We start from the raw sequence: 26361 nt of genomic DNA, 5'->3' as shown, positions 1-26361 counted from the left end.
CGGACAATCTCCGTGGACACGCCTACTTCGCCGTACCCCCGTTTCGTATTCACGCCCTGGCGCGCCGGGGGTCAGTCCCAGGCGACCGGGAGGCTCTTGACCCCGAAGACGTCGGCGGTCTCCGGCCGCACGACAACCTCTTCGGCCGGTACGGCCAGCCGCAACGTCGGGAACCGCTTGACCAGCGCGGCGAAGGCCACCCGCATCTCGATCCTGGCCAGCTGCTGCCCCAGGCACTGATGGATGCCGTGCCCGAAGGCCAGATGCCCGCCATCCTGCCGGCGCAGATCCAGAACGTGCGGATCGGAGAACCGCTCCGGGTCACGGTTGGCGGTGTTGTACGACAGGATCACCATGGAACCTGCCGCGACCCTCTGGCCGCCCAGCTCGACGTCCTCCAGCGCCGTCCGCATGAACGTCTTGCCCACGGTCAGATACCGCAGCAGCTCCTCCACGGCCTTCTCGGTGAGAGAAGGGTCCGCCCGCAGCGCGGCGAGCTGCGCCGGGTTCCGCAGCAGCGCGAACGTACCCAGCGCGAGCATGTTCGCGGTGGTGTCCAGCCCCGCCGCCAGCAGGATCAGGCTGACTCCCCGGAGTTCCTCATCGGTCAGATCGCCCTCGATGAGGTCGCTGAGCACGTCGTCGGTCGGGTCGGCCCGCTTGGCGGCGACCAGCTCGGCCAGATACGTCCGCACCGAGGCGTAGGCCGCGATCAGCTCCTCGTCAGGGGTCTCCCCGTCCATGAACTTCTCGACGTCCCCCTGGAAGGAGTCTCGATCCGCGTACGGCACGCCGAGCAGTTCGCAGATCATGATGGCCGGGATCGGCTTCGCGAACGCGGTCACCAGATCGGTGGGCGGCCCGGCCTTCTCCATCGCGTCCAGGTGCTCGGCGGTGACCTGCTCGATCCGCTCGGTGAGCTGCCGCATCCGCCGTACCGTGAACTTGCCCGCCAGCGGCTTGCGATACCGGCTGTGCTGCGGATCGTCCATCAGCAGAAACTCACCCGGCAGCGCCGGAGGCACCTCGATCTCACCGAAGTCGATCAGCGGATGATGGCGCATGAACTCCTTGCGCGAGCTGAACCGCGAGTCGGCGAGGACGGATCGGAGCAGGTCATAGCCGGTGACCACCCAGCCCTCGTGCCCGTCGGGGAAGACGAACCGGCTGATGGGGCCGTGCTCGCGCGCCTCGACCAGTTCCTTCGGCGGATCGAAGGGACAGCCGGCCTGACGCGCCGTCGGCATCGCCGGAAGGGTGTAGACAGATTCACCCATGACCCGCCCCCATTTCGCGATAGTACGTGTTTGACATGACTCGAAAGCTACGTTGCATTCGGACAATCTGTCAATCCACCCGCGACCATATACACAGACAAATACAGATATTTCAGTGCAATGACGCTGCACCCAAACGCAATGAACGTTGCAATGGCTGGAGGCGAAAGCAATACTGGCGGCATGCCAGGAGGACGGTTGACCCAGCAGGACCGCGAGCGCATCGCGGCCGGACTCGCCGACGGGCTCTCCTACGCCCAGATCGCCCAACGGCTGAGCCGCCCGACCTCGACGATCAGCCGGGAGGTCGCACGCAACGGCGGCCCCGCCGGCTACCGGGCCCAGCAGGCGCACCAGGCGTCGGTTCAGCGCGCCAGGCGCGGCACACCGGCGCCCCCGCGCGCGACCGGAACGCCGGCCGGCGCGTTGGAACAGGAGATCGGCGAACAGGAGATCATCGAGATGGCGGTCAGGACGGGGCTGCCGCGGATGACCGCGCGCGTGCACCTCGACCTGGCGCTGTCCGAGAACGGCAGGCGCACCGCGGCCGAGCTGTCCCGCAGGTTGCGGATCAGCCCGGCCTCGGTCTCCGTGGCCGTGAACTCCCTGGTCGACAGCGGGTTCGTCCGGCGCGAGCGCGATCCGCAGCGCCGGCGCGACATCTACGTGCTCGACGACGACGCCTGGTACCACGCGGTCGTGACCAGCGGGCGGCAGACCCTGGAGACGATGCGCGCCACGATGGCCCTGGCCGAGGCGCACGGGCTCGACAGCACCGTGGGGCGGCGGCTGGCCAGGACGGGCGCGTTCCTGGAACAGGTCAGCAAGGACACGATCGAGTCGGCCAACCGCTGGCGTGGTCTCCTGGAGCTCGGCGAGTGACGATCGGTCACTCTTCGCCGACCGCGGCCCGCTTTTCCGGCCCCGACTTGTGGTAATCCTCCGGCTCGAAACGGCCGTATCGAATCAGGTTGTAGAGGCATTCGCCGGTGGAGGGCGGAGTGAAGAAGAAGTTCTTTTGATAGTGCTTGCCGAGCACGCCGTATCGGACCATGTCGACGGCGGTCCGCGCGATGTAGCGGGGGCCCAGGCGCAGCAGAATGCCGAGAAACGCGCTCGCGGACATCATCGGGCCGAACCAGTGGTTGATGGAGATCGAGGGGGACTCCGAGCGCAGGTAGTGCCACCAGCCCCGGGGGATGTAGAGCAGGTCGCCGGGGCCGACCGTGGTGGTGTAGACCCTGGCGCGGGCGAGGCGGGGAAACTGCCGCGAGTCGTAGTGCTCGGGGTCCACCGGGCTGTTGACGATGTTGTCGACGAAGGGGTGGACGAGGTGCGTCTGCCGTACCGACACGAGAACGACCCGCTTGTGGCCGCGGATCTGGGTGAAGACGTTGTCGTTGGCGTCGCTGTGCAGCCCTGAGCAGGTGCCGCCCGAGCCGACCCACAGTCTCGTGTCGGTGGAGTGGGTGCTCGGCGGGGTGAGCGAGGTGAAGTCGAAGGCCGAGCCGTACCCGGGGATCAGCTCGTCGGGACGGCAGTAGCCCAGGTAGCAGGCCGCCTTCAGGTCGGGACGCTCGGCGTGGTCGAGGAAGTCGGCGAAGGGCATCTCGCGCTCGTACGACTCCTGTCCGCCGGGGAGCAGGCCCCCTGACTTCGGCAGCTCGTCCAGGACGGTGACAGGGGTGTCACCCCCGAGGGCCCGCAGGCTGTCGAACGTCCAGCCGGCCGCCGTCCAGCCGTCGATGAGACCGTTGACCTTGATGGGGTGCCGTGCTTTTATCGCCGCGTGCAGGGTGTCGGGCCGCGTGTCCTTGACGGATGGAATCGGCCTCGTCCTCAGCTGCGCCATTCTTTACACCTTTTCTGTCGCACGGTGAGATGGACAGTTCGGCCCCTAGTCTGCGGAGCCCGTAATTAAGGGTCAAGTGGCGCTTCTATTGATAAATAGGGTCTGGAGACTTTATGGCTTGTGTTCCTCACCCGCGGTCACCAAGCCCGATTCGTAGGCCACGATGACCGCCTGCGCGCGGTCGCGGACGGAGAGCTTGTCGAAGATGCTGGTGATGTAGTTCTTGACGGTCGAGAGGCTGATGTCGAGGACCCGGGAGATCTCGGTGTTGTCGAGGCCGGTGGCCATCAGGCGCCACACCTCGACCTCGCGGGGCGTGAGCTCGCCCAGGCCCTTGGTGGCCGGCCGCGTACCGTGGGGCGCCCGTACGTAGGTGGCGATCAGCCGGGTGAGCAGGCGGGGCGCGACGGCGGCCTCGCCGGCGTGGACGGTGCGGATCGCCGCGCTCAGCTCCTCCGGGGAGCTGTCCTTGGGCAGGAACCCGTAGGCTCCGGCGCGCAGGGCGCCCACGAGGTACTCGTCCATGTCGAAGGTGCTGAGGGCCAGGACCCGGCTGCCGGGCACGGTGGCGGCGAGTTCCTTGGTCGCGGCCACCCCGTCCAGGACGGGCATCCGGATGTCCATCACGACGACGTCGGGGCGCAGCCGCCGGGCGAGGGTGACGGCCTGCGCGCCGTCCTCGGCCTCGCCCACCACCTCGAACGACGGGTCCGGGGAGAGGATGAGCGACAGGCCGCGCCGTACCAGCAACTGATCGTCCACGATCATGACCCTGATCATCGGCGTGCCCCCTCGTGCTGGACGGCCGCCTCGTCGGACTCGTCCGTGGTCAGCGGCAGGCGGGCCACCACGGCGAACCCGCCGTCCGCCTGCGGGCCCGCGCTGAGGGCGCCGCCGTGCAGGGCGACGCGCTCACGCATGCCGATCAGGCCGTAACCCCCGGCCGGCGCGCCCTCCAGCGGCGGTGCTCCCCCGCCGTCGTCCCGCACCTCGACGGTGACCTGGTCCCGGGCATAGGTCAGCCGGACGGACGCGCGGGCGGGCCCCGCGTGCTTGCGGGCGTTGGTGAGGGCCTCCTGGGTGATCCTGAACACCGTGAGGCCGACGGTCGGCGGCAACGGGCGCCGCGGCCCGTGGACGCTGAGCTCGGTCGGCAGCCCGGCCAGGCATGACTCCTCCACCAGGCGGCCCAGGTCGTCGGCGCCCGGCTGGGGCTGCGCCGGCGTGGCCTCCGGTTCGTCGCCGTCGCGCAGCACGGCGAGGAGCTGACGCATCTCGCGCAGCGCCAGCCGCCCTGAGGCCTCCAGGGTGACCAGCGCGTCCCGGACCACCTCCGGTTCGCCGAGGTTGGCGCGGGCCCCGCCGGACATCAGCTGCATCGTCGTGATGTGGTGGGCCACGATGTCGTGCAGCTCCCGGGCGATGCGGCGGCGTTCGTCGGCCACCGCGCGGTCGGCGAGGAGCCTGCGGTTGGCCGCCACTTCCGCCTGCCAGCGGTTGACCGCCATGGCGGTGCCGACGACGATCAAGGTGGTGAGGGGCGGGATGACGGCGTCCTGCCAGGACGGAAGGTGGCCGGCGCTCTGGCTCACCAGCGTCAGCGCCACCGTCGCGACGGCCGCGACCGCCGTCACCCGGCCGGGGCGGGCCCTGGCGACGGAGTACAGGGCGACCACCAGGACAGCGCCGAAGTGCCTGGGCAGCGGCACGATCAGGGTGGCCGCCGAGTCGAGTACCAGGATGGCGGTGAGCGCCGCCACCGGGTGGCGGCGCCGGGCGAGCAGCGGCAGGGCCGCCAGGGCGACGAAGAGAAACCCGGCCACGCTCACCGCGTGCCGGCCGTCGGGGGCGTTGAAGAACGCGTAGCTGAGCAGGTTCATCACGCAGGCGCCGCCGGCCACGAGCGCGTCGTTACGCGTCCACGGCGGCTCGGCGTCGTCTGCCTGCCGGCTCCTGAGCATGTTTCCCCCTGTGTCCCGTCCCCGGACCAGGGTTACACAGCGACGGCGATGACCAGGACCACGCTCCTGGTCACGGGCGGAGGGAAGGACCCAGGGCCCCGATCAGGATCATCCGCTGCCACGAGGTTCCGCGCCCCTGCGGCTGATGGTCTGGATGCAGGCCGGGAGCCCCCGGCAGACATCCGCATTCCGTCCGCCGGAGGACATCGTGATCCGCGCCCTGACCGGGTACTCCACCAGACATCCATGGAAGGTCATCGCCCTCTGGGCGGTGCTGGGTGTCGCGCTGAGCGCCCTGACTCCGACGCTGTTCGACCGCGTCACGCAGAACCAGGCCGGAGACTTCCTGCCCAGCGGTTACGACTCGGCCGCCGCGCTGCGCATCGCCAAGGAGCGGTTCGGGGTGAACCCCGACGCCACCACGGTGACGGTGCTGGTCGCCCGGTCCGACGGCAAGGCGCTCACCGGCGCCGACCGACAGCGGGTCGAGGCCGAGGCGGCGAAGCTGGCCAAGCGCCGGGTGATCATGCCCAGGGAGGACGACGGCCCGCAGCAGTTCCTGATCCCCGACCGCTCCCAGACCCCGCGGATCGCCCCGGCGATGACCGCGCCCGGCGGGAGCTTCCAGCTGCTCTCCGTCGAGCTGGTCGGCAATCGCTCGGACAAGGGCGTCCAGGGCGTCTACCGGACGTTCCGGGACGCCGCCAGGACGCACTTCGCCGAGGCGGGCATGCGTACCGGGTTCACCGGGGCGCTCGCCGACACCGTCGACACCGTCGACTCGCGCGAGATCGTCACCACGGTCGGCAGCGGCATCATCATGGGGCTGATCATCCTGCTCAACGTGCTGGTGTTCCGCAGCGTACTGGCGGCCCTGCTGCCGCTGCTCGCGGTCGCCCTGATCGGCTTCGTGGCGGCGGGGGCGGTCGCGGGGGCCGCGATGCTCACCGGGCTCAAGCTCGACGCGAGCACCCCCGGCCTGATCAACGTGGTCCTGCTCGGCATCGGCATCGACTACCTGCTGTTCTTGTTGTTCCGCTTCCGCGAGCACCTGCGGGCCAGGCCGGAGCAGCCCGCCCGCGAGGTGGCCGCGCAGGTCTCCGCCCGGGTGGGCGCCGCGATCACCTCGGCGGCGCTGACCATCGTGGCCGCGTTCGCCACGCTGGGCCTGGCGACCTTCGGGCAGTTCCGCTCGATGGGCCCCGCGATCGCCGTCGCGGTCCTGGTGATGATGATCGGCAGCCTCACCCTGCTGCCGGCCCTGCTCGCCGCCGCCGGGCGCAAGATGTTCTGGCCCTCCCGTACGGCCCTGCGCGCAGAACCGGGAGAAGGCCGGGCCGCCCGCCTGGGCGCGCTGGTCACGCGACGGCCGCTGGCGATGCTGGCCGCCTCCGTCGCCCTGCTGGCCGCGCCGGCCGCCGGGCTGATCGGCATCCACATGGACTACGGCCAAGCCGGTTCCGCCGCCCAGACCCCCGCCGCGGCCACCGCCGCCGAGATCTCCCGCACGCTGCCCGCCGGCGTGTCCGACCCGACGAGCGTCTACGTCGCCTCCACGGACGGCCGCGCCCTCACCACCGATCGGCTCGACGGCCTGTCCCGCGCGCTCTCCGAGGTCAGGGGCGTGGGCCGGCCCGCGCCGACCGTCCTGAACAAGGACCACAGCGCCGCCAGGATCGACCTCTACCCGACCGCCGACCCGCGGAGCCGGCAGGCCCGCGACCTGGCTTCCGGACCGATCCGGGCCGCGGTCGCCGAGCACACGCCCGCCGGGACGACGGCGCACGTGGGCGGCACCCCGGCCATCGTCGCCGACATCTCGACCGCCGTCGACCACGACCTCACGATCGTCTTCCCGGTCGCGGCCGCGCTGATCGCGCTGATCCTCCTGCTGCTCCTGCGCAGCCTGCTCGCGCCGTTGATCCTGATGCTCTCCGTCGGGCTCGGCTTCGCCGCCACCCTCGGCGCCGCGACCCTGCTGTTCCAGCACGTCCTGGGCGAGCCGGGCGTCAGCTTCACGCTGCCGCTTGTGCTGTTCCTGTTCGTCGTGGCCCTGGGGACCGACTACAACATCCTGATCGCCGACCGCATCCGCGAGGAGATGCGGCGATCCGGTACGGCTCGCGCCGCCGTGGCCCGCGCCGTACGGCACACCACCCCGGCCATCGCGACGGCCGGCCTGGTCCTGGCCGCCTCCTTCGCCAGTCTCGTCACGTCACCGGGCAACGAGCAGATCGCGTTCGCGATGACGCTCGGCATCATGCTCTCCGCGCTCGTCGTGTCGCTGGTGCTGGTCCCCGCCCTGGCCGCGCTCCTCGGCCGGGCGGTCTGGTGGCCGCTCCTTACCGAATCCCGGGCCGGCAACCGGTCGGCCCGAAACCATCTGCCGGGAGGCAACCGATGATGATGATGAAGAGTGCGATGCTGGCGCTGGTGGCCTTGGTCGCTTCGGCGGCGGGTCAGGCCGACGCGACCCCCCGATACGACCGGACGGCCTTGCGGGCCGATCTGGACACGATCCGCGACGCCGGCACGCTGGGCGTGCAGGCCCGGGTGGTCTCACCCCGCGACGACCTGGCCGCGGCCAGCGGTACGGCGGTGCGCGGCCGTAAGGTGCCGGTCCCCGTCGACGGGCATTTCCGGATGGGCAGCAACACCAAGACCTTCGTCGCCACCGTGATCCTGCAACTGGAGGCGGAGGGCCGCCTGTCCCTCGGCGACCACGTCGAACGATGGCTTCCCGGGCTGGTGCGCGGCAACGGCAACGACGGGCGCAAGATCACCGTCAGGCACCTGCTCCAGCACACGAGCGGCCTGCATGACTCCGTGGGCGACATCGAGATGAAGATGCGCACCGAGCGGGGCTACCGCGCGTACCGGTTCCTGCGTATGAGCCCGAAGAAGCTGGTGGCGCTCAGCGTCGGCCGGCGCCCGCTCTTCGCCCCCGGCGCCCGCTGGAGCTACTCCAACATCAACTACCTGCTGGCCGGGATGATCATCGAGCGGGCCACCGGGAACTCCTGGCGCGAGGAGGTGACGCGCCGGATCATCACCCCGCTGGGGCTGCGGCACACCACCCTGCCCGGCGACTCCCCGCGCCTGCCCAAGCCGCACGCGGAGAGCTACACCGACGACGCCAAGACCGCCCGACCGTTCCGCGCCACCCGGCTCAGCCTCGGCTGGGCCGGCCCGGCGGGCGAGGCCGTCACCACCACCGCCGACCTGAGCAGGTTCTGGCGCGGGCTGCTCGGCGGCCGGCTGCTGTCGCCCGGGCAGTTGAAGAAGATGACCACCACGGTCCCGGTCGGCGCGCCGGGCAGGGAGTTCGGTCTGGGCATGGCCAAGCAGAAGCTGAGCTGCGGGATCTCGGTCTGGTCGCACCCCGGCGGCACGCCCGGGTTCATCACCGACAACGCCGTCACCGAGGACGGCCGCACCAGCGTGGTCGTCTCCCGCACCAGCTACCCGGGCACACCGGAGCAGGGCAAGGCCACCGCCCGCCTGATCGACAACGCGCTCTGCTGAGTCGCCGCGATAGTGTGCGCCCGTGGCTGACAAGGTCTCGAAGGGCGACGTCATCGCGTTTCGCCTCAACGCCCACCACCTCACCGCACGGCTGGGCGAAGGCGGGCTGCTCGACGCGGCCGGCCGGTGCGGGATCCAGAACAGCCCGCCCGGTTCGGCGCTGCCGGCCCTGCACGCCAGGGTGGAGAACCTCACGCCGGAACGGGTGGAGCAGGCGGTCGCCGAGGACAAGAGCCTGCTGCAGAGCTGGTGCATGCGCGGCTCGCCGTTCTACTTCCCGACCGCGGACGCGCCGGTGTTCACCACCGGCGTGCTTCCGCCGGGCGAGGAGGGGCGGCTGCATCTCATTCCCGGCGTGCAGCAGGCGCTGGACGAGCTCGGCATGAGCCTGACCGAGGCGGTCGAGCTGACCGGCGCCGAGATCGACGCCGTGCTGTCCGGGCGCCGGCTCGCGATCAACGAGCTGGGCGCGGAACTCGCCGTCCGGATCGCCGCCGAACTGCCGGAGCGGCAACGCGGCATCTGGGAAGGGAAGGGCCCCTACGCCCCGGGCCAGCCGCTCGGTGAAGGTGTCGTGCACTTTTGCATCCGTATCCTCACGTTGCTGCGCACGGTCTGCTTCGCGCCGCGCGACGGGAACAAGGCACCGTTCGTCCTGGTCGAGGAGTGGCTCGGCCGGACGATCCCCGACATCGGCCCCGAGGTCGCGCGGGCCGAACTGCTCCGCCGCTACCTGCGCTGCCACGGACCGTCGACCCGCGCGGACTTCGCCGCGTGGGCAGGAATCAAGGCCGGTGACACCGGCCCCTGGTGGAGCCTGGTCGAGGACGAGCTGATCCAGGTGGGGTTCAACGGCAGGTCGTGGATCCTCGCCGAGGACCTCGACGCGCTGCGGTCGGCACCGAAGCCTCAGGGGGTACGCCTGCTCCCGCCGCGCGATCCGTACACCCAGATGCGTGACCGGGAGACGATCGTCGACCGGAAGTACCACCGGGAGGTGTGGAAGACCGTCGGCGAACCGGGCACGGTCCTCGCCGACGGCCAGATCACCGGCATCTGGCGGCCACGCAAGAGCGGCAGGAAGCTGACCGTCACCGTCAGAACGTTCGGCTCGCTGCGGGCGCGGGACAAGAAGGCGATCCAGGATGAGGCCGAGCGGGTCGCGCCGTTGCGGGGCGCGGCGTCGGTGAACGTCGAGTTCGAGACCTACTGACGGCCGGCCGCCCTGATGTCCGGCCAGGAGTAGACGACCTCGCCGGATGACGCCTCGCCCGCTTCCACTCCGCCGAGGGAGGCGTAGAAGCGGCGGGCGCGTTCGTTGCCGGCCCGTACGCGGATCGCCAGCGAGCCGAACCCGGCACCGGCCAGATCGGCGGCCGAGGCCAGGAGCAGGGCGCGGCCGTGGCCCTGTCGCTCGTGCCCGGGGCGGACCGCGAGGGCGTAGATCTCGGCGTCGCATCCGAGCTCGGGATCCGCCGGACCGCCCATGATCAGGCCGACGACCGTCCCGTCCGGCAGTTCGGCGACCCTGGTGTGATGCGGCCGAGGCCGTTCGGCCGCCTCCGTGCGGAGGTTCCGGAGCCAGTTGGCGGCCGATTGCCGGGGGGTGACGTCGAAGTCGGGAAATGTGGCGAACGCGGCGCAGGTGACCTCTGCCATGGCATCAGCGTCGGGCGGGAGCGCGTACCGGATCGGCATGAGCGGAGGCTATCGCGGGCTCATGTCCAGCGGCGGATCGCGTCGATGGTCGTCTCCGGCGAGGTGTTGAAACAGAACCGGATCCCGGGCGCCATGGTGAACGTGGCGCCCCGCCGTCCTCCTGGACGGCGGGGCTGCTTCGTTCCGCGCGGACTACCTGACCGCCCCCAGCCGGTACTCGGCGCCACCACCACAGCAGAGCCTGTAGTCCTTGGTGACGTCGCCCTGCAGGGTGACCTGGCCGAGCTGGTCGTTGGGATCGAGGTCGTCCACCTCGATCAGGCGGATCACCGCGTTGGACGGGACGCACTTGTCGACCTCGACCCGCTGACCCGCGGCCATCGACACGTAGCGGCCGGCCGGCCAGATCTTCCCGCCGTTGCTCGTGAGGTACACCTCGTCGCGGCCGTTCTCGCTGATCGTGAGAGCCCGGATACCGTCGAGGAACACACCGCCCCCGCAGGTGAGTTTCTCCCGCGCCGAAACCTCGGCGGCGGCCGAGGTCCCGGTGAACGCGAGGACCCCGACGCCGATGGCCACGGTCGCGAGCTTGAACAGCCTTCGCATGCTGGCTCCTTCTGCCGGTTGCTGAAGCCGCAAGCGAACCGCGCGCCGTCTTCATCCGGACGTCGATCCGATGTCACCGCACGTCAGAAGGTCGAGGTTGGTCACACCGCAGGCGGTGATCTTGGTCAGCCGCAGATCGCCGCCTTGACCAGGTTGTCCAACGTCTTCGGTACCTGGGCCGCGTCGAAGGCGGTGTCCCCCCAGTTGATGGAGGCGGTCAGGGTCTTCTTGCCGTCGGACGAGCTGATCATCAGCGCGCTGTAGCCCCCGGGAGGGCTGCCGTTGTGGTTGACGACGGTGCCGCCGCAGTCCGGGCCCAGCTCCTGCACGTACAAGCCGAGGCCGTAGCTGCCGAAGATTCCGGCGCTCTTCGGGTGCGGCTTGCGCATCTCGGCCATCAGCTCCGGCGGCAGGAGCTTGCCGCCCATCAGCGCGGAGGAGAACGTGTGGAGGTCCTCGGTGGTCGAGATCAGGTCGCCGGCGGCGGGGAGCAGGGAGACGTTCTGGCGGGTGACGTCGGCCACCTTCCACTGGCCGTCGGCGTCCTGGTAGCGGTAGTAGCCGCGGGCGTGCGGCCCGGGAAGCCGCGTCCGGTCCTCGCCCACCATGGTGTGCCGCATCTTGAGCGGCCGCAGGATCCGCCGCTTCATCTCCGTCATGTAGGAGTGGCCTGTGACCTTCTCGATCAGCAGTTGTGCGACCGTGTAGTTGGTGTTGGAGTAGCTCCAGTCCTCCCCCGGCTCGAACCTCGGCTCCTTGGACAGCGCCAGCCGTACCAGCTCATGCGGCTTGTAGCTCTTGAACCGGTTTTCCACCCACTCCCGGCCCGTGGCCGGGATGCCCGGCTTGAACGTGCCGTCGGGGTAGTACTCGCCGGTGTAGTTGAACAGGCCGCTGCTGTGCTGCAGGATCATCCGCACGGTGATCCGCCGGTCCATCCCGAGCTTGGGCAGATAGGTGGCCACCGGCGTGTCCAGCCCGACCTTTCCCTCGGCCACCAGTTGCAGCACCATGGTCGCGGTGAAGGGCTTGACGACGCTGCCCGCATAGAACGACCCGTCCGTCGACGGCTTCTCCGCGCTGCCCAGCTCGCGCACCCCGGCGTTGCCGACCCACTCGCCCCGCGGGTCGTTCACCCGCATCTGCACACCGGCGAACCCGATGTCGACCAGCGCCTGCATCGCTTTCTGCAGCTCCGGGCGATCCTGCCCGGCGGCGGTGGCCTCCGTTGTGGCCACCCCGGCCAGCAGCGTGGCCGCCAGCGCCGTGACCGCCATCCGTGAGAAGACCCGCGCGGTCTTCTTCCTGTACGCCTTCCGCGGACCCGAGGCCGCGATCCCTGTGTCGTTCATGGCAGCCACGATCACCGACCGTCCTGACACCGGACCGCCATCGCCCTGACACGCCCGGCCCAGTTCAACCCGATACCTTGCCACGTAAGGTATCGGGTCGTACCGTCGTCTTATGGCTGAGGACTCCGAGGCGCCGCCGGGATCGGCCGCCCTCGCTCGTTTGCGTCGCGAGCTCGCCCGCGGCACGACCGAGCTGGCCGTGCTGTCCGTTCTCGGCGTTCGCCGCCGATACGGCTATGAGCTGCTGAAGGTGCTGCGGGAAACGGCCGAGGGGGTCCTGGAGGTCAAGGAGGGCACGCTTTATCCGCTGTTGCACAGGCTGGAGGATTCCGGCCACATTCTGGCGACCTGGGAAGCCGAGGGGCGGGCCAGGCCGCGCAAGTACTACGTCATCACTCCGGAGGGTCGCACGTACCTCGCCATGCTGCGCGCCGAGTGGAGCGGCCTGGTCGGCGGGATGCGACAGCTCCTCGACACGCTTGGTGAGGTGCGGGAATGAGCAACGAGCAAGAGATCATCGACGATTACGCGCAACGGGTCGGACGCCACCTGACGGGACCGGCCCGGGACAAGGCCAGGGCGGAGCTCGGCGCGCACCTGTCCGACGCGGCCGAGACGGGAGAGCTGGACCACGCCCTGGAGCGGCTCGGCACCCCGAGGGAGGCGGCGGCCACCTTCGCCGACTTACGATCCGCGCCGCCCGCTCCCCTGAACGCGCGACTGGCCGCGATCGTGATCGACAACCTGCCGCTCGCCGGCGTCACGCTCGCGCTGCTGGTGAAGGGGATCGTCCGCATCAACGACGTGGGGAACGGCTTCGCGCTGGCGTTCCCGCCGTTCCTGTACTTCAAGATCGGCGACGGGTGCGTGGCCGTGGGCCCCGTACTCTGCGACGCCGACCCCTACGGCTACGCCGGGCTCCTCTACACCCTGGGCGTCCCGCTCGCCCTGCTCTGGTCGATCGCCGGCCTGGGCCTGGTGGAGGCCTGGACCGGCACCACCCCCGGCAAGCGCCTGCTGAAACTGCGCGTCGCGACCGAGACCGGGCTGCGCGTCCACCCGGCCAGGGGCGTCGCCCAGCGCCTCAGCCTGATCCTGGGACCGGCCGCCTGGCTGGACTGGCTGCCCTTCGTGTGGGGGGACCGGCGCCGGTTGCTCGACCTCCTGACCGGGACCAAGGTCGTACGGGTGACGTCACCGTCCTAGTTCCGTGGCGAGCTCCAGAGTGGTGCGCTCTTCAGGAGGAGGGCTTGCTCGACGGGCGTGACCGTGTCGCGTACACCAGCATGGGCGCGGTCACCGTCGCGCCGGGAGAAGCCCAGCGGTGATCGGCCAGGTGCTCCAGCACTCTCGCTGTATAGTTATTTCAGCCACAACTGAAACGACTAGCAACAAGGAGGACTGGATGGATCCGATCCAGGAAACCCTGTTCCTCACGCTGTACGCCCGCGGCTGTGACAGCAGGCTGCCGAACTCGATCCTCAACGACAAGGCGTCCGCCGATCTGGTCCAGCGGCTGGACTACGACTTCACCAGGTTCAAGGCCTCCCCCAGCGTCGTATCGGGAACGGCGCTGCGGGCCAAGAAGATCGACGACAGGGTCCGGGCGTTCTGCGCGCGACACCCCGGCGGTATTGTGCTCGACCTGGGGTGCGGCCTGGACACCCGCATGCTGCGCTGTACCCCTCCACCGGGCGTGGACTGGTACGACGTCGACCACGCCGAGGTCATCGACCTGCGTACCGGGCTGCTTCCCGGCGGGCATCCCATCGCCGCGGACCTCACCACGGAGGGCTGGCTGGACGCGATCCCGGCCGACCGCCCGGCGATGATCGTGGCGGAGGGGGTCCTGCCCTTCATGCCCGGCGACACGTTCCGGCGGCTCGTCCGCCGGCTCACCCGGCACGTCGCTTCCGGTGGGCTGGTCCTGAACGCGTACACCCGGTTCGCCGGCTGGTCCATGCGCTTCCACCCGGCCATGAAGGCACTCGGCATCAGAGGCGGCGAGGGCTTCGATGATCCCCGGGAGCCCGAGCGCTGGAACGCGGGCCTCCGGCTGGTCGAAGAGATCTTCCTGACCCGAGCGCCCGAGGTCGCCTCCTTCCCCCAGCCACTCCGCGCCCTCACCCGGTTGACCGCCCTGAGCGACGGCCTGTCCGGCAGGGTGCCCGGATCCTCCATTACCGGTTCTGAGCGCCATACCCGGAACATACCGAGCATCCCTAGAGTCCTTCCCGATCTACTCACCGTGAGAGAGGGAACACTCGCAGATGCGAAGCACCTACAGGCGGTTCGCCGCCATGGCCGTGATCCCCGTGGCCGCCGCCGGGATCATGGTCGCCGCGCACCCGGCCGCGGCGGCCGCTCCCAAGTACCTCAGCAGCAGCTGCTCAGATGACGGCTACCGGCTCGGCATCGGCGTGCACTACTACAACACCTCGACGCAACACGTCGTCACCAAGGTCTCGTGGCACGTGGGCGGGAACGCCGGGAACACGAACTACCTCGCCTTCCGCGTGTACGTCGACAAGAACAACGCGCCGGACCCGGACATCACCAACGGCTACAACCTCACGGTGAAGAAGGGGTTCGGGGACAAGATCGTGAGCGGTCGCACCTCGCTCGGCAGCAAGATGTACCTCGGCTTCGGCATGCAGTTCCACAAGGCGAGCGCCGTCGACCCCTACTGCGACGGTCAGACCAGCCGGGTCTAGGCGGGCGAAATCCTTGAAATCGCGCCTGCCGGTGGTGGCCATGGTCATGATCATGGCCACCGCCTGTTCGGCGAACGGACCGGAAACGCCTGCCGCGGACACCTCGCGGCTCCCTCCGGTCGTTCTCGCCGCCTCCGGCACGGGGGCACTCCTCTACGACCCGAACACCGAGATGTTTTCCGGGTACGCGCGTGACGGCCGCCGCGTGTGGACGGAGTCGCGTACCGGCGTCGAAGCCCGCTGCGGCGTCCAGTGCCCGGACGCGATCTTCTCCGGCGCCCACGTGCCACCGTGGTCACGCGCCGGCGCGAAGGTGGAGAAGGTCGCGGTCTCGGCGGCGGACCGTCACCGGGTCGTCAGCCTGCGTTCGGACGCCGACGCGGTGGTCGTGGAAGCCTCGGGCAAGGGCGGGCGGCTGGTCGTTTCCCGTACCGACGGCTCCGTGAAGACGCACGCGATCGCCAGTGCCGATGACGCGGTCTGGGTGGAGAGCCCCGACCGGTCGGCGGCGTTGCTGCTTTTCGCCGATCCCGACCTGGCGGGCGCGACCATGCTCCGCTTCACCCGGGACCCCGGCGGCTGGCGGGCGGCGAGCAGCGGGTGGCCCGCCAACGGTTACTGGGGCGGTTGCGTGGGTGCGCGGGGCGGCCCGGTGTTCCTGACCGGAGCCAAGGGGGGCATGCTGAGCGGGCTGGGGCCGGTGCCCTTGCGCAGCGACCTTCCTCAGGTGGGCGAGTGTGTGGCCGGGAAGGACGGCGGTGCGCTGATCTCCCGCTGGATGGATGGCCGGGGCCAACCGCACACCTCGATCCGGGGAGTCGACGCGCTCGGGCGGCAGATCTGGTCCCGTGACCTTCAAGCCGAGGCGGGCGTCACCGCCGACCCCACCAGCGCGGCGATCGCGGTGGTGAGCGACGGCCGGCTGGAACTGCTCGACCGCGACGGGAAGGTCAGCGGGCAACGCGCCGGCGTCACGGCGGCGAGGTTCACCGAGACCGGTCAGCTGGTCACCGTGACCGCGAAGGGCGAGGTGAGCTGGTCCGCGCCCTGATCGGCAGGCTGCCACTGGGCCTCCATCCAGACCGTGTCGTCGCTGGTCAGCGCTTCGACGCGGACCCCCGGAGCGGCTGGAGCCGTAACGCCGAGCTCGCCGCAGTCGGCGACCACGCTGACCGACACCAGCGCGGCGCTGCCCACCACCGTGACGCGGGCCCGGGAGGCCGCGCCGGCGAGAACGACGAGGACCGCTTCGGTGAGGTCCCGCCTGACCGCCACGGGCGGCGTCGGCCACTGGCCGCGTGAGTCCAGCTCCACCACGACGCCCTTGCGGTCGGCCACGTCGACGCAGTGGCGCAACTCGTGCAGCAGGGGGTTGGCGGCCTCGTCGGACTCGGCGAACAACCTGCGCATGCGGGCCGCCTCGATGGCGCAGCTCCGCTGGACCGCCGGGCTCTCGGGGCTGAGTGAGCCGTCGGCGAGCCCCTCCAGCAGCGGCACCGTGGTGGCCGACAACTCGGCGAAGCGCTCCTGCCTGCGGTTGTGGGTCTCGGCGGCTACGGCTTCCGCGACGCGTACCCGCTCGATCTCTCTGCGCGCGGCCACCGCCGCCGTGCCGAGGCTGCGCAGTACGGTCGCCACCACCGCCACGCACAACGGGAAGCCGATCACCGTGACGGACCCGGTCGCGAACCGGGCCAGCGACTCAGGCGTGGCACCCTCGAACAGGAGCAGGTGGAGCAGCGCGATGAGCTCGTGGCCCAGCAGGAACAGCGCCGCGGCGCGCAGGGGACGCTCCAGCACCACGACGAGGCCCGCCCAGGTGGCCGCGGCGAACATCCAGTCCTCGCCGGTCGACGTGCGACCGTCCGGCAGGCTCACGTACGACAGCATGGACGCGGCGAGCACGGCGGCGATGACCGGGCCGCGCCACCGGTCCCACGAGCGCCCGCGGACGACCAGCACGGCCTCCGCGATCAGCACGACCCCGAGCACCGCGAAGGCCCCGAACTGCGCGAGCGGCGTGTCATAGGTGTGAACGTTGCTCACGAGAGTGGGCAGCGCGATCCCGAAGACGCCGATCATGGCGACGACCAGCGTCGCCACCCGCAGACCGCGCCCCAGCCGCGCCCGCGCCGACTCCTCGACGACATCCTTCACAACGGTGTCACCGACGGGGGCCGCACCCACGTCCCGCCATTCGAGCAGAACCTGAGTCCCCTCGCCCGCGGCGGAGGTGATCGTGGCCGTGCCGCCGACGCGCTCCATCCTGCCGCGGATGGACTCGCGCACGCCGCGCCGGGTCCCGGGCACGTCCCGCGCCGAGAACCCCTTCCCCCGGTCGGCGACGTCGAGGCGCAGCGCCCGCGCGTCGCCGCTGAGCCGGACGGTCACGTGCTTGGTGCCCGAGTGACGGCGCACGTTGGTGAAAGCCTCGCCCGCCGCGTCGGTGATCGCCCTGGCGACATGGAACGGCAGGCGGAGCCGCCCGGGGCCGTCGAAGTCCACGGTCAGCTGTGTGGCCGCGAGATCGGTACGCAGCAGCTCGACCAGGTCGGCTTCCTCCGGCGCCCGCCCGCTGACCGAGCGCAGCCTGCCCAGGTCGCGCCGCGCCTGCGGGCCCAGCCAGGCGGCGTCCGAACGCACCTGGCCCAAGCCCACCATCAGCAGCGTCGTCGCCGCCGTGTCGTGCAGCGAGTTGACCTGCTCGCGTTCCTCGGCGCGCACGGCCGCGGCCAGCAGCGCCTCCCCGCGCGCCCGCAGGGCCTCGGCCGCCATCAGGTCGGCCTGTTTCGCCGCGCGGCTGACGAGGATCCAGGCCGCTCTGGCCTGCACGGCGGCCGACAGCGCCCACAACGTCCCCGTGGCCAGGCTCGCGTCCACCTCCAACGCCCCCGCCGCCACGAGCAGCCCCACCGCCCCGCCCCCGGCGGCGACCGCGGCCACCCCGCCCGCCACCGGCGAGGTGTGCCACTGGTAGGTCGCGCAGGCGAAGGTGACCAGCAGGCGTAACCACCCCGTGTTCTTGTCCGCCACGGCGTCGGTCCAGAAGACGCTGCCGAACAGCCCCAGCAGGACGGCCACGTCAACGGCGACCAGCGCGTTCCCCCGCCCCGCCCGCAGCCACCACGCGAACCCGCAGGTCCAGACCGCCGCGACGCCGACCACGACCAAGGTGCTCGCGAGCTGCTCGGCCGGGGCCCGGAACGGGGCGATGGCGCAGATCGGCACGAGCGTCGCCAGGCGCACCGCGGCGGCGTACCTGCGGCCGAAACGCACCAGCAGCGCCGCGGCCTCCCCTGCCAACCGCCCGCCTCTCGATCACCTACACCCTTGCCGCCCCGCAGCCTAACGTCAGCGGCCGATGGTCTTGTACTCGATGTACTGGTTCAGGCCAGCGAGCCCGAACTCGCGACCGATGCCGCTCGCCTTGAAACCGCCGAACGATCCATCCCAGGCGGGCATGGCGCCGTTGACGAGCACGAGGCCGGTGCGGATGCGGCGGGCGACGTCGACGGCGCGGCCGGGGTCGGCGGACCAGACGCCGCCGCCAAGCCCGTAGTCGGAGTCGTTGGCGATGCGGACGGCGTCGTCCTCGTCGTCGAAGGGGATCACGACCAGGACGGGACCGAAGATCTCCTCGCGGGCGATACGCATGGAGTTGTCGACGTCCGCGAACAGGGTGGGCTTGACGTAGTGGCCGCCCTCCAGCCCTTCGGGCACCCCGGGGCCGCCGGTGACCAGGCGGGCGCCCTCGGCGACGCCGATCTCGATGTAGGAGATCACCCGCTGCCGCTGGTCAGCGTGGACCATGGGGCCGATGAACGTGGCCGGATCGGACGGATCGTCGACGATCAGCGACTCCATCATGGTCCTGATCGCCTCGACGACCTCGTCGTACCGGCTCCTCGGAGCGAGGATGCGGGTGTGGGCCTGGCAGTTCTCGGCGTTGTTGCTCAGCGAGTGGAATTTCAGGCCCTCCACGACGGCGCCGAGGTCGGCGTCTTCGAGGATGACCACGGCTGACTTGCCGCCCAGCTCCAGGCTGACCCGCTTCAACCGCTCACCCGCGATCGAGGCGATACGCCGGCCGGCGCCGGTCGATCCGGTGAAGGCGATCTTGTCGACGCCGGGATGGGCGACCAGGTATTCACTGGTCTCGCGACCGGCGGGCAGGACCGAGACCACGCCCTCGGGGAAGCCGGCCTGGGCGAAGATCTCCGCGAGTGCCAGGGCGTCGATCGCGGTCTCCGGGGCGGCCTTGAGGATGACGGCGCAGCCGGCTAGCAAGGCGGGCACCATCTTGACCAGGGCCGACTGGTGCGGAGCGTTCCAGGGGATGACGGCGGCCACGACGCCCACCGCCTCCCTGCGCAACAGAGAACCGGAGGGCAGTTCCTCCTCCCACGGCAGACTCTCCGCGGCCCGCAGGTAGGCGCCGGTCTGCTCCGGCAGGCCGTAGACGTTGAGGCCGGTCGTCATCGAGATCGGCGTGCCGTTCTCCGACGTGATCAGCGCGGCCATCTCGGCGGCGCGGGCCGCGTAGAGCTCCTGGAAGCGCGCCACCGTCTTCTGGCGCTCCCCGGGATCGGTTCGTGGCCAGGGCCCGCGGTCGAACGCGTCCCGGGCCGCGGCCACCGCGGCGTCCACGTCCGCGGTGCCGGCGTGCGGAGTCTGGCCCACCAGCGACCCGTCGTGCGGAGAGCGGACCTCGATGATCTCCGAAGTGGCGGGTGCGGTCCAGTGACCGCCGATGAAGAGCTCGTAGTAGAAGGTCATGTCGTATCTCATTTCGTGGGTGCTTTGTCACCGCCCTGTCAAGCTTTTGGATATCGGCATGCCGGAGTAGCGGGAGGGGAGGTGCGTGAATTGGATAGAACACGCGCACGATCAGACAGACAGCCCATCTCTCCAGATCGAACACCGCCGGCCCTTCCGCGCATGCACGGTGTTCGTTCCCGGCCTGGGCACACAACGCGTCGTGCAGCCCCCAGGACCAAGACTCACTCGCCACCCGCCCCCGCCCCGGGCTACCGCCGCGACAACGCCATCGGGCGTACGTCACCGCCTCGCGTCCGGAGGCGCTCCTACCAGCTCCACGGCCTGGCCGGGGGCGGCCGCACCGGAGTGCCCCGGATCCCCTTCTTCGTCGGCGGGTATCGCCCTGGTGACGTGCGCGCCGGCGCGATGAGGCCCGATCAGGCGGGGTCAACCACGTCCTCTAGTCCCAGTCGTATTGGCACTTGGGCAGGCCGTGCCTGCTGGGGTTGGCGTCGAAGCCGTCGGAGGTGAACACGTAGCCGGCGGGCACCCAGCCCCACTTGCCCTTCCTATCGCCCTGGGTCTTGTACCAGGTGGTGTTGCCGCCCTTGTGGTACTGGCCTTCCGACCAGCAGGTGAACCAGCTGTTCGTGGTCCACAGGTTGTCGATGAGGTTGCTGGCGGGGATGGTGGTGGACGGCTTGTCGTACAGCGGGGCGTTGCCCTCGTTGCCGCACCACAGCACGCCCTTGCCGTTGACACCGCAGCCGGCGGCCTGGGCTCCTGTCGCGGGAATGGTCACTACGGCCGCGACCACGGCCGCGGCGCCGAGGATGGACTTCCAATGCAGGTTCATGCCCGACAGTCCATCCCGCCTCCCCGACCGGAGCCACCTCTAAGGTTTCAGGGTCGCACCCCGCGACCACCTTCGCCACGGCGTCACGAGCACGCCAGAGGGTAGTGGTCAGCTGACCTCGCTGGTCTCCGTCGCACGCTCGTCCGAAGTCTGGAGCCTTCCTCGGTAGCGCACGGCCAGGCACAGCGCCCAAAGGCTCCAGGCAAGGTAGCCGACAAAGTTGGCCAGGCCGGCGCCGGCAAACCCGAGAGGCACCAGCACCCCCACCGCGATCACCGCAGCGGAGGCAAAGCCCAACGCGGCGAACCAGCGCGGTCAAGGCGGAGGTGAACATGTACGCCGATACCGGTCCCAGATAGCCGTGCAATGAACCTATTTCATCCTCAGGCGGGCTGAGTCGCTCGGTGGTTCTGCAGGACGGCGATGGCTTTGGCCAGATGGCCGGCCTTATGCGGGCAGCAGCGGAGCTTCCGCAGGATGCGCCAGGCCTTGAGCTGGGCGTTCGCGCGTTCTCCGGGTCCGCGCAGCTTGGCGTGGGAGCGGTTGGCCCGCTTCTGGGAGTCGGGCTTGTTCTTGCCCTTGTACGGTGTGATGACGACGGTGGCCTCGGCGCCTTGGTAGCCCTTGTCGGCCAGGGTGAGGATCCCCGCCTTCTCCAACTCTCGCAGGATGCCCCAGACGCGGGCGGCGGTCAGGTCGTGAGTCTTGCCCGGCAGCGCTCCGGAGGTCCACAGGATGGTCCCGTCCGGACCGGCGATGACCTGGATATTCATGCCGTGCACGCGATGTTTGCCAGAGAAGAAAGGCCGGTCGGCACGCACCCGGTCGGTGTGGATGAGAGTGCCATCGAGGATCACATGGGTCAGCCCGTCCCGAGCCGCTTTCCGTAACGCCTGCGCGAGCTTGGGTGAGCGAGCCGATAGCAGCATCACGGTCTCCTCCACATACCGCCACGCGGTGGTGGCCGACACCCCGAAGCCCGCGCTGATCTCGGCGAATGTCTCGTCCTTGCGCAGATAGACCAGCACCAGCAGGGCCTGCTGGCCGGGGTTGAGGCGCCGCCAGCGCGATCCCATCGCCTTGCGATGCCGCCGGATGATCCCGGCGACGTAGTTCAGCGTTGAACGCGACAAATCGACCGCAGCGCGATAGAACAGCACCCAGAGCTCCTGGTTGTGGCGAGTCTTGATTGTGGTGATCAACCCGTCTACCAGGGGCTCTTCTACGTCAGGGAGCTCGTCGCGGACTTCGGGGGTTGGAGGGATGTCGTCGCCTCGCCAGATGCAGCCTTCGATCGTGGCGAGGTCGTCGTAGTCGTAGACCCCTTGGCGGCCGACGCGGCCGAGGAGTCGCGCTGAGTAGCGGCGTGCCCATTGCCGGATGGTGATCGGGGAGCGGTCGAGGCGCTCGGCGGCTTGGCGCGCGGTCGCTGGGTGCACGTCTCACCTCCGCAAGGCTCGCGTTAGAGGACGTACTGGACGATTCCGGACGCGCGATCAATGCAAGATTGACGCGGCACGATCAACGCTGACAGACGATCTCGCTTGGTCGCATTAGGCACGTAGGCGATCTTGCTACAAGGGCTCTCAGCGCTTCGCGCGTATTCGTGCAGCTCAGGACCGCCAGCGCGGGTGAGGGCATAGAACGCCCGCCGACACGGCGTGTTACACATCCTCACCCTCGCGCGCAACGTAAGCGGAGTCGCTATCGCTTCTGCATCCTGACGCGCCGCTTCCGCGGCAGCACGCCCGACTCAACGCTGTCAGGCTTGTCGGGTGATATTGAATCTGGCCATTGATCATTAAGCAGCTTGGCCAGATTTGATTGGCACAGCTCGCCCGCTGGCCATCAGCCTGGCCACTTTGGATGGCACGTGGCCAAGCACGGCACCTCACAAGGTCAGCAGCCCTATGGCCGCAGCGGCCTGGCGTACCGCTTGCGCAGAATCTCGATCGGGAGCCTGGCAGCCGCTAGCGTCGACAGCGAGCGCGAGATTTGCGGCTTTCGTGTCACTTTGGGTGCGAGTCTCCGCAATAGTCAGGGGAAAGCCTTTTAATCTAGAAAGATTCATGCCGTATGCGGTCCTATACTCTCCGCATATCTATATTTCGTCTACATTCAGAGGTGTCTAATGTTGACTTGTCGCGCAAAGATGGAAAACTAAAATGGCAAGCCCAGCGGCTCGCGACCGCCGTTCTCAGCTTCGGAGCTCCCGCAGAAGTCGAGCACTTCTGTTCAACGTAATTAGCACGGTACCCCGGAAGGTATCCACCGAGACGTTCAAGAGGAGCGGCATGGCATGGATCCTGATCGCTTCCGGATGTGCCTTTCTGGCATCCGGAATTGTATTACTGAAATTACGTAACAAGAGGTCGAGCAGCTCTGCCGGACGAATCGCGACCGCAGTATGCCTGTTGCTGGCAGTGATGTGGGCAGCACCGGCTAGCGCCGATCACAACGAAGTCACTGATGCCTACAACTACTGGTCGCCAATCCCCTCGAACGATGTCCAGGTCTTCCTCTCTTCTCCCCGGCACCCGGACAGCCGCGACCGCGGTGAGTGCGGCTGGGAGGAGAACATCAACGGGCGGAACTGGAACCGCTACGCAGCTGCCGATGGGTCAAGCAACAACCTATCTCTCTGGGGAAACACGTACGAGGTGGCCGTGAGCCCCAACGCTCGCGACGATAAGTACGAGGAGAGCGTCGACAGGTCCAACCGATGGGGCGCGGACGTCCACATCGTCACACACAGCAACGCCATTGGCGGCTGCCCCAACTCCACTCAATACTTGCTGGTCATGTTCCCGTCGGGCAGCCCCAAGAGCACCGCCTTGACGAACGAGCTCATCGAGGACCTCAATCCAGTAGTACCTGGCGGCAGCAACAAGTGGGACTGTGATGGACTTGCCGAGTGCCACGCGCAAGCGCCGCACCGCGTCTACGTGGAGCTGTTCTTCCACACGAACCAGCAAGCGGTGAACTGGTATCAAAGGGGTGGTCTCGGCCACGGGGTAGCGTGGACTGAAGCCTGGCGATACCGCCTGGCAATCGACAATGTTCTGGACTATCCCCGGCCATGATGAGGACTCGTCCAAGCGCACCGTACGCAAGTCCTACTCGGGAGAATCACGATGGACGGATCAGGAAACCAGTTACGTCGCGCCGCAGTCGCCGTTCTGATAGCCGGCCTGGGAGTCCTGGCGACTGGCATCACCTTGCTGGCGCTTCCCAGCTTCGCCACTGACCGCTCGGAAAGTCCGCTCGACAGCTTCCCGGGCTTCGGAAAATCACCCGAGGCGGAGCTTCGCGACGACACCATCGCCTACTGGGAAGCTTACCAACAAGAGGCGATCATCGCCGCGTGCATGAGCCGCGCGGGATTCACCTACTGGCGTGATACCTCCTTCCCGGAGGCAGAGACAGTGAAGATCGCCAGCGGCCTCAATGCTCCGCAGCCACGAACGGTGACGAAGGAACAGCAAGTGCCGGCGACAGAGCGAAACAGCACCTACGAGGAGCAGCTCGCCCCTCAAGAGCGAGATCGATACACCCGTTCTCGCTACGGAGAGAGCGCAGCGGAGATATCCGACTACAGGCGCACCGGGGCCTTTCCCAAAGGACGAGGTCCAGACTTCGCTGCCCGGGGATGCGTCGGCCAGGCCAAGGCAGCCGTGCCGAGTATCTGGGACACAAAACGTCAGCTCGAAGACGAACGTCAGGTTATGCGGAAGGAGATCTCAGCCTCGGCGCTCAACGCGGTGAAGAGCGACTACGCCGCCTGCGCTCAGCGCGTCGGAGGCATCACGGCGCAAAGCCCGGCCGAGGTTGATGCACATGCCGTTCAGGGCGCGGCACAACAGCAGACCGGAGCACGAGTCTTTGGAGCCTGCAACGAGATATGGGCCCGTGGGTATCGTGCCGCTGAGCCGGTCGCTGCTCAACGGTTCATCGACAGAAACGCGGCCGTGCTCACCTCCGCGCAGCAGCGCTACGATGGCGTCATCGCCAAAATATCTCAGGACCGAACATTCCTTCAGTTCCTGGGAGAACAGGCAGCTATCATCCGGGCCTCAGGCGCCGATCGACGGCCAGGAGACTGAGACCATCCGACCGCGTGAGGGTGGAGAGACCGGTGACAAAAGCTTGGCTGATCAGCGTGCTGGTCCTGGGTGCCGCCTGCTCGGCAGGCCCACCGCCCTCCGCCCAGCCAAGCCAGGTACCGAACACCTCCGCAGAAACACGCCCCCCGGGCTCACCGTCCACTGCCCAGCCAAGCCGGGCATCAGGCACTCCCAATGAGACCCAACCAACAGGCCCGCCACCGCTCAATGCCTTGGAACGCAAGGTTGTTGCCGCGTTGGCGGGTCTGAATATACGAGCTCAACGCGCCCAACTTCCCGCAAGGAACGCCGATATCTATGCCGAACTGGGTAGCGGTGCCGTGCTGAAAGTTAGCGCATATCCTGCCGACATCCGGCTACCGGGCGTCCGAGCGGGAAATATGCGTCGCATCCACGGAATCGCTGTCCGCAGGATGAAGTACTCCACAGGTAACACATTCGACCGGTTCACCTGCGGGCAAACCATCTACACCGTGAGCGGAACCGTACCGGCCAGATTCAAAAGCACAGATGCGTTCCTGACGCGCTTGCTTCCCTTGCTGGGCTGCCCGGCGTAGCCGTCGCAGTCTCTCAAAGCATCGGACGAGCTCATCTTGATGTTTACAGGCCTTGGGGCACTCTTCGGAGAACAGCCGGCCACTTCTGCACGACAGCAGCGTCGCATGGCCGCGCCGACACATCACGGTTGAACTCGAACGGCCAGAACAGTCCGCAGCTCACCCGGCTTCCTCGGCGACCAGACCACGCTGCTCCGCCCCCGACACGTGATTTCCGCACGCCCCGCAAATGAATTAGCCCACCGCCCGATCCCAATGAAGATTCCGGTCCCCGCACCGGCAGCGCGCCGGCGTCCACCCCGGCGGCTCATCACCCACCATCGACCGCAGGCGCCGCTCCCAACCGAGCACGCCCGTCACCAGCTCGCGCGGCCCCGCCGGCGCCGCAGCAAGCACCGGCTCCAGATGGTCGACCAAACCACGCCACCGACCGCGACCGCGCCAGCGCACCCCGCGCACCTTCTGGCCGCGGCGCTGCACCCAGCACGGTCCGCGCCTGATCCTCGAACCACAGCAGATCCCCGAGCAGCTCATCCAGCAGCATCGCGTCCGGCGACATCTCCAGCTTCGGCCTCGACCCCGACACCCTCGACCACTTCGACGGCGGTCGGAACCCATCTGACCTCGCCGAGATCACCGAAGCCAGCGCATCCAGCTCCAGCAGCGCCCGCCGCGCCGTCGCCCGACACCGACCGCACACCAGCGGCTCGCCCGGCCGCCACCGAACCTCCGGCATCACCGGCTCCTCGGGCGGCTCCCTCTCGGCATCGTCCCGCACCCAGCGATCCACCGCGTTCGCATGCGCATCCCGCGCCGACAAGAACCCCGACCACAGCTCGCGAGCCCCGTCGTTGCACGGTCCCAGGCACACCTGATCCGACATCACACACCACCTCCCGAGAAGACCCGCAACAGTACAAGATCAACTCCTTTCGTCGTCAACCAAGGCAACTCCCGCCCACCGGCTCCGTCGGTGGCATGCATCAGGGCATGCGAAAGCGCCGCCAACGGGACTGTACGGTTTTCGGCTCTGGCCCGTAATCGGTGGTGGCGCCAAGTGATCACCTGCCAGTCTGAGCCGTGCTGAAGATCGGCGATCTTACGGGGTGTGGTGTTTGCA

23 protein-coding genes are annotated in these 26361 nt (G+C 68.9%); 11 read left to right on the top strand and 12 right to left on the bottom strand.

Annotation, left to right across the window (positions count from 1 at the left end; all coding sequences use genetic code 11):
• Positions 1-71: 71 nt before the first annotated feature.
• Positions 72-1277: a cytochrome P450 gene (locus ACFWY5_RS44505; RefSeq protein ID WP_379638461.1), complete on the bottom strand. Its 1206-nt coding sequence runs from the start codon at positions 1275-1277 to the stop codon at positions 72-74.
• 198 nt (positions 1278-1475) lie between these two features.
• Between ACFWY5_RS44505 and ACFWY5_RS44500 the strand changes: the two genes are divergently transcribed.
• On the top strand, positions 1476-2159 hold the full coding sequence (locus ACFWY5_RS44500; RefSeq protein ID WP_379620066.1) for a helix-turn-helix domain-containing protein: 684 nt from the start codon (positions 1476-1478) through the stop codon (positions 2157-2159).
• A 7-nt stretch (positions 2160-2166) separates the two neighbouring features.
• On the opposite strand, the gene ACFWY5_RS44495 is transcribed toward ACFWY5_RS44500, so the two are convergent.
• The 3 genes from ACFWY5_RS44495 to ACFWY5_RS44485 all read right to left on the bottom strand — a co-directional run bounded on the left by ACFWY5_RS44495 (position 2167) and on the right by ACFWY5_RS44485 (position 5090).
• Complete coding sequence (locus ACFWY5_RS44495; RefSeq protein ID WP_379620064.1) at positions 2167-3129, bottom strand: cupin-like domain-containing protein; 963 nt, start codon at positions 3127-3129, stop codon at positions 2167-2169.
• Positions 3130-3240: 111 nt separating this feature from the next.
• Positions 3241-3897, bottom strand: a complete 657-nt coding sequence (locus ACFWY5_RS44490) for a response regulator (protein WP_379638460.1) — start codon at positions 3895-3897, stop codon at positions 3241-3243.
• 8 nt (positions 3898-3905) lie between these two features.
• Positions 3906-5090, bottom strand: a complete 1185-nt coding sequence (locus tag ACFWY5_RS44485) for a sensor histidine kinase (RefSeq protein ID WP_379638459.1) — start codon at positions 5088-5090, stop codon at positions 3906-3908.
• A 208-nt stretch (positions 5091-5298) separates the two neighbouring features.
• Here ACFWY5_RS44485 and ACFWY5_RS44480 point away from each other — a divergent pair, with 208 nt between their 5' ends.
• From ACFWY5_RS44480 to ACFWY5_RS44470, 3 genes are read left to right on the top strand one after another with little or no spacing between them, the layout of a single operon-like run.
• Positions 5299-7494: an MMPL family transporter gene (locus tag ACFWY5_RS44480; RefSeq protein WP_379638458.1), complete on the top strand. Its 2196-nt coding sequence runs from the start codon at positions 5299-5301 to the stop codon at positions 7492-7494.
• The gene (locus ACFWY5_RS44475; RefSeq protein WP_379638457.1) at positions 7491-8615 is read left to right on the top strand and encodes a serine hydrolase domain-containing protein; all 1125 of its coding nucleotides are present in this window, start codon (positions 7491-7493) and stop codon (positions 8613-8615) included. Before ACFWY5_RS44480 ends, ACFWY5_RS44475 begins: the two co-directional genes overlap by 4 nt.
• Before the next feature lie 22 nt (positions 8616-8637).
• Positions 8638-9828, top strand: a complete 1191-nt coding sequence (locus ACFWY5_RS44470) for a winged helix DNA-binding domain-containing protein (protein WP_379638456.1) — start codon at positions 8638-8640, stop codon at positions 9826-9828.
• Here ACFWY5_RS44470 and ACFWY5_RS44465 read toward each other — a convergent pair.
• The 3 genes from ACFWY5_RS44465 to ACFWY5_RS44455 form a co-directional block, all read right to left on the bottom strand.
• A complete protein-coding gene (locus tag ACFWY5_RS44465) occupies positions 9822-10313 on the bottom strand; it encodes a GNAT family N-acetyltransferase (RefSeq protein WP_379620052.1) in 492 nt (163 codons plus the stop codon). The genes ACFWY5_RS44470 and ACFWY5_RS44465 overlap by 7 nt on opposite strands.
• Before the next feature lie 153 nt (positions 10314-10466).
• A complete protein-coding gene (locus tag ACFWY5_RS44460; RefSeq protein ID WP_379620050.1) occupies positions 10467-10880 on the bottom strand; it encodes a hypothetical protein in 414 nt (137 codons plus the stop codon).
• A 125-nt stretch (positions 10881-11005) separates the two neighbouring features.
• Positions 11006-12232 carry a serine hydrolase domain-containing protein gene (locus ACFWY5_RS44455; protein ID WP_379638455.1) on the bottom strand — a complete coding sequence of 409 codons (1227 nt, stop codon included), beginning with the start codon at positions 12230-12232 and terminating at the stop codon, positions 11006-11008.
• Positions 12233-12344: 112 nt separating this feature from the next.
• Here ACFWY5_RS44455 and ACFWY5_RS44450 point away from each other — a divergent pair, with 112 nt between their 5' ends.
• The 5 genes from ACFWY5_RS44450 (at position 12345) to ACFWY5_RS44430 (ending at position 15997) form a co-directional block, all read left to right on the top strand.
• Positions 12345-12731 (top strand): PadR family transcriptional regulator, encoded by a 387-nt coding sequence (locus tag ACFWY5_RS44450; RefSeq protein WP_379620046.1) that lies wholly within the window; start codon positions 12345-12347, stop codon positions 12729-12731.
• The gene (locus tag ACFWY5_RS44445; protein WP_379638454.1) at positions 12728-13438 is read left to right on the top strand and encodes an RDD family protein; all 711 of its coding nucleotides are present in this window, start codon (positions 12728-12730) and stop codon (positions 13436-13438) included. Before ACFWY5_RS44450 ends, ACFWY5_RS44445 begins: the two co-directional genes overlap by 4 nt.
• Before the next feature lie 199 nt (positions 13439-13637).
• Positions 13638-14630 (top strand): class I SAM-dependent methyltransferase, encoded by a 993-nt coding sequence (locus tag ACFWY5_RS44440; protein ID WP_379638453.1) that lies wholly within the window; start codon positions 13638-13640, stop codon positions 14628-14630.
• Complete coding sequence (locus ACFWY5_RS44435; protein WP_379638452.1) at positions 14533-14946, top strand: hypothetical protein; 414 nt, start codon at positions 14533-14535, stop codon at positions 14944-14946. The genes ACFWY5_RS44440 and ACFWY5_RS44435 overlap by 98 nt, the downstream gene beginning before the upstream one ends.
• Positions 14947-14959: 13 nt before the next feature.
• Positions 14960-15997 (top strand): hypothetical protein, encoded by a 1038-nt coding sequence (locus tag ACFWY5_RS44430; RefSeq protein ID WP_379638451.1) that lies wholly within the window; start codon positions 14960-14962, stop codon positions 15995-15997.
• Here the strand turns inward: ACFWY5_RS44430 and ACFWY5_RS44425 are convergent.
• The 4 genes from ACFWY5_RS44425 to ACFWY5_RS44410 form a co-directional block, all read right to left on the bottom strand.
• Positions 15946-18249 carry a sensor histidine kinase gene (locus ACFWY5_RS44425; protein ID WP_379638450.1) on the bottom strand — a complete coding sequence of 768 codons (2304 nt, stop codon included), beginning with the start codon at positions 18247-18249 and terminating at the stop codon, positions 15946-15948. The two genes, ACFWY5_RS44430 and ACFWY5_RS44425, sit on opposite strands and share 52 nt — an antisense overlap.
• A 48-nt stretch (positions 18250-18297) precedes the next feature.
• Entirely contained in the window at positions 18298-19722 is a 1425-nt protein-coding gene (locus ACFWY5_RS44420; protein WP_379638449.1) for an aldehyde dehydrogenase, read from the bottom strand.
• A gap of 442 nt (positions 19723-20164) precedes the next feature.
• Positions 20165-20560 (bottom strand): hypothetical protein, encoded by a 396-nt coding sequence (locus ACFWY5_RS44415; protein ID WP_379620032.1) that lies wholly within the window; start codon positions 20558-20560, stop codon positions 20165-20167.
• Positions 20561-20943: 383 nt separating this feature from the next.
• Positions 20944-21720: a transposase family protein gene (locus ACFWY5_RS44410; RefSeq protein WP_379638504.1), complete on the bottom strand. Its 777-nt coding sequence runs from the start codon at positions 21718-21720 to the stop codon at positions 20944-20946.
• 1134 nt (positions 21721-22854) lie between these two features.
• On the opposite strand from ACFWY5_RS44410, the gene ACFWY5_RS44405 reads away from it, so the two are divergent.
• Together ACFWY5_RS44405 and ACFWY5_RS44400 are read left to right on the top strand one after the other, a co-directional pair.
• Entirely contained in the window at positions 22855-23643 is a 789-nt protein-coding gene (locus tag ACFWY5_RS44405) for a hypothetical protein (RefSeq protein WP_379620030.1), read from the top strand.
• 51 nt (positions 23644-23694) lie between these two features.
• Entirely contained in the window at positions 23695-24663 is a 969-nt protein-coding gene (locus ACFWY5_RS44400; RefSeq protein WP_379638448.1) for a hypothetical protein, read from the top strand.
• Between the two features lie 1460 nt (positions 24664-26123).
• Here ACFWY5_RS44400 and ACFWY5_RS44395 read toward each other — a convergent pair.
• Positions 26124-26361, bottom strand: a 238-nt coding sequence (locus tag ACFWY5_RS44395; protein ID WP_379638447.1) for a hypothetical protein, incomplete at its 5' end; no start/stop codon positions are given.

The organism is Nonomuraea sp. NPDC059007 (genome assembly GCF_042740555.1).
Classification (GTDB): domain Bacteria; phylum Actinomycetota; class Actinomycetes; order Streptosporangiales; family Streptosporangiaceae; genus Nonomuraea.
Note: the sequence above shows the minus strand (reverse complement) of the source record. Positions and strands in the feature narration are given on the sequence as shown.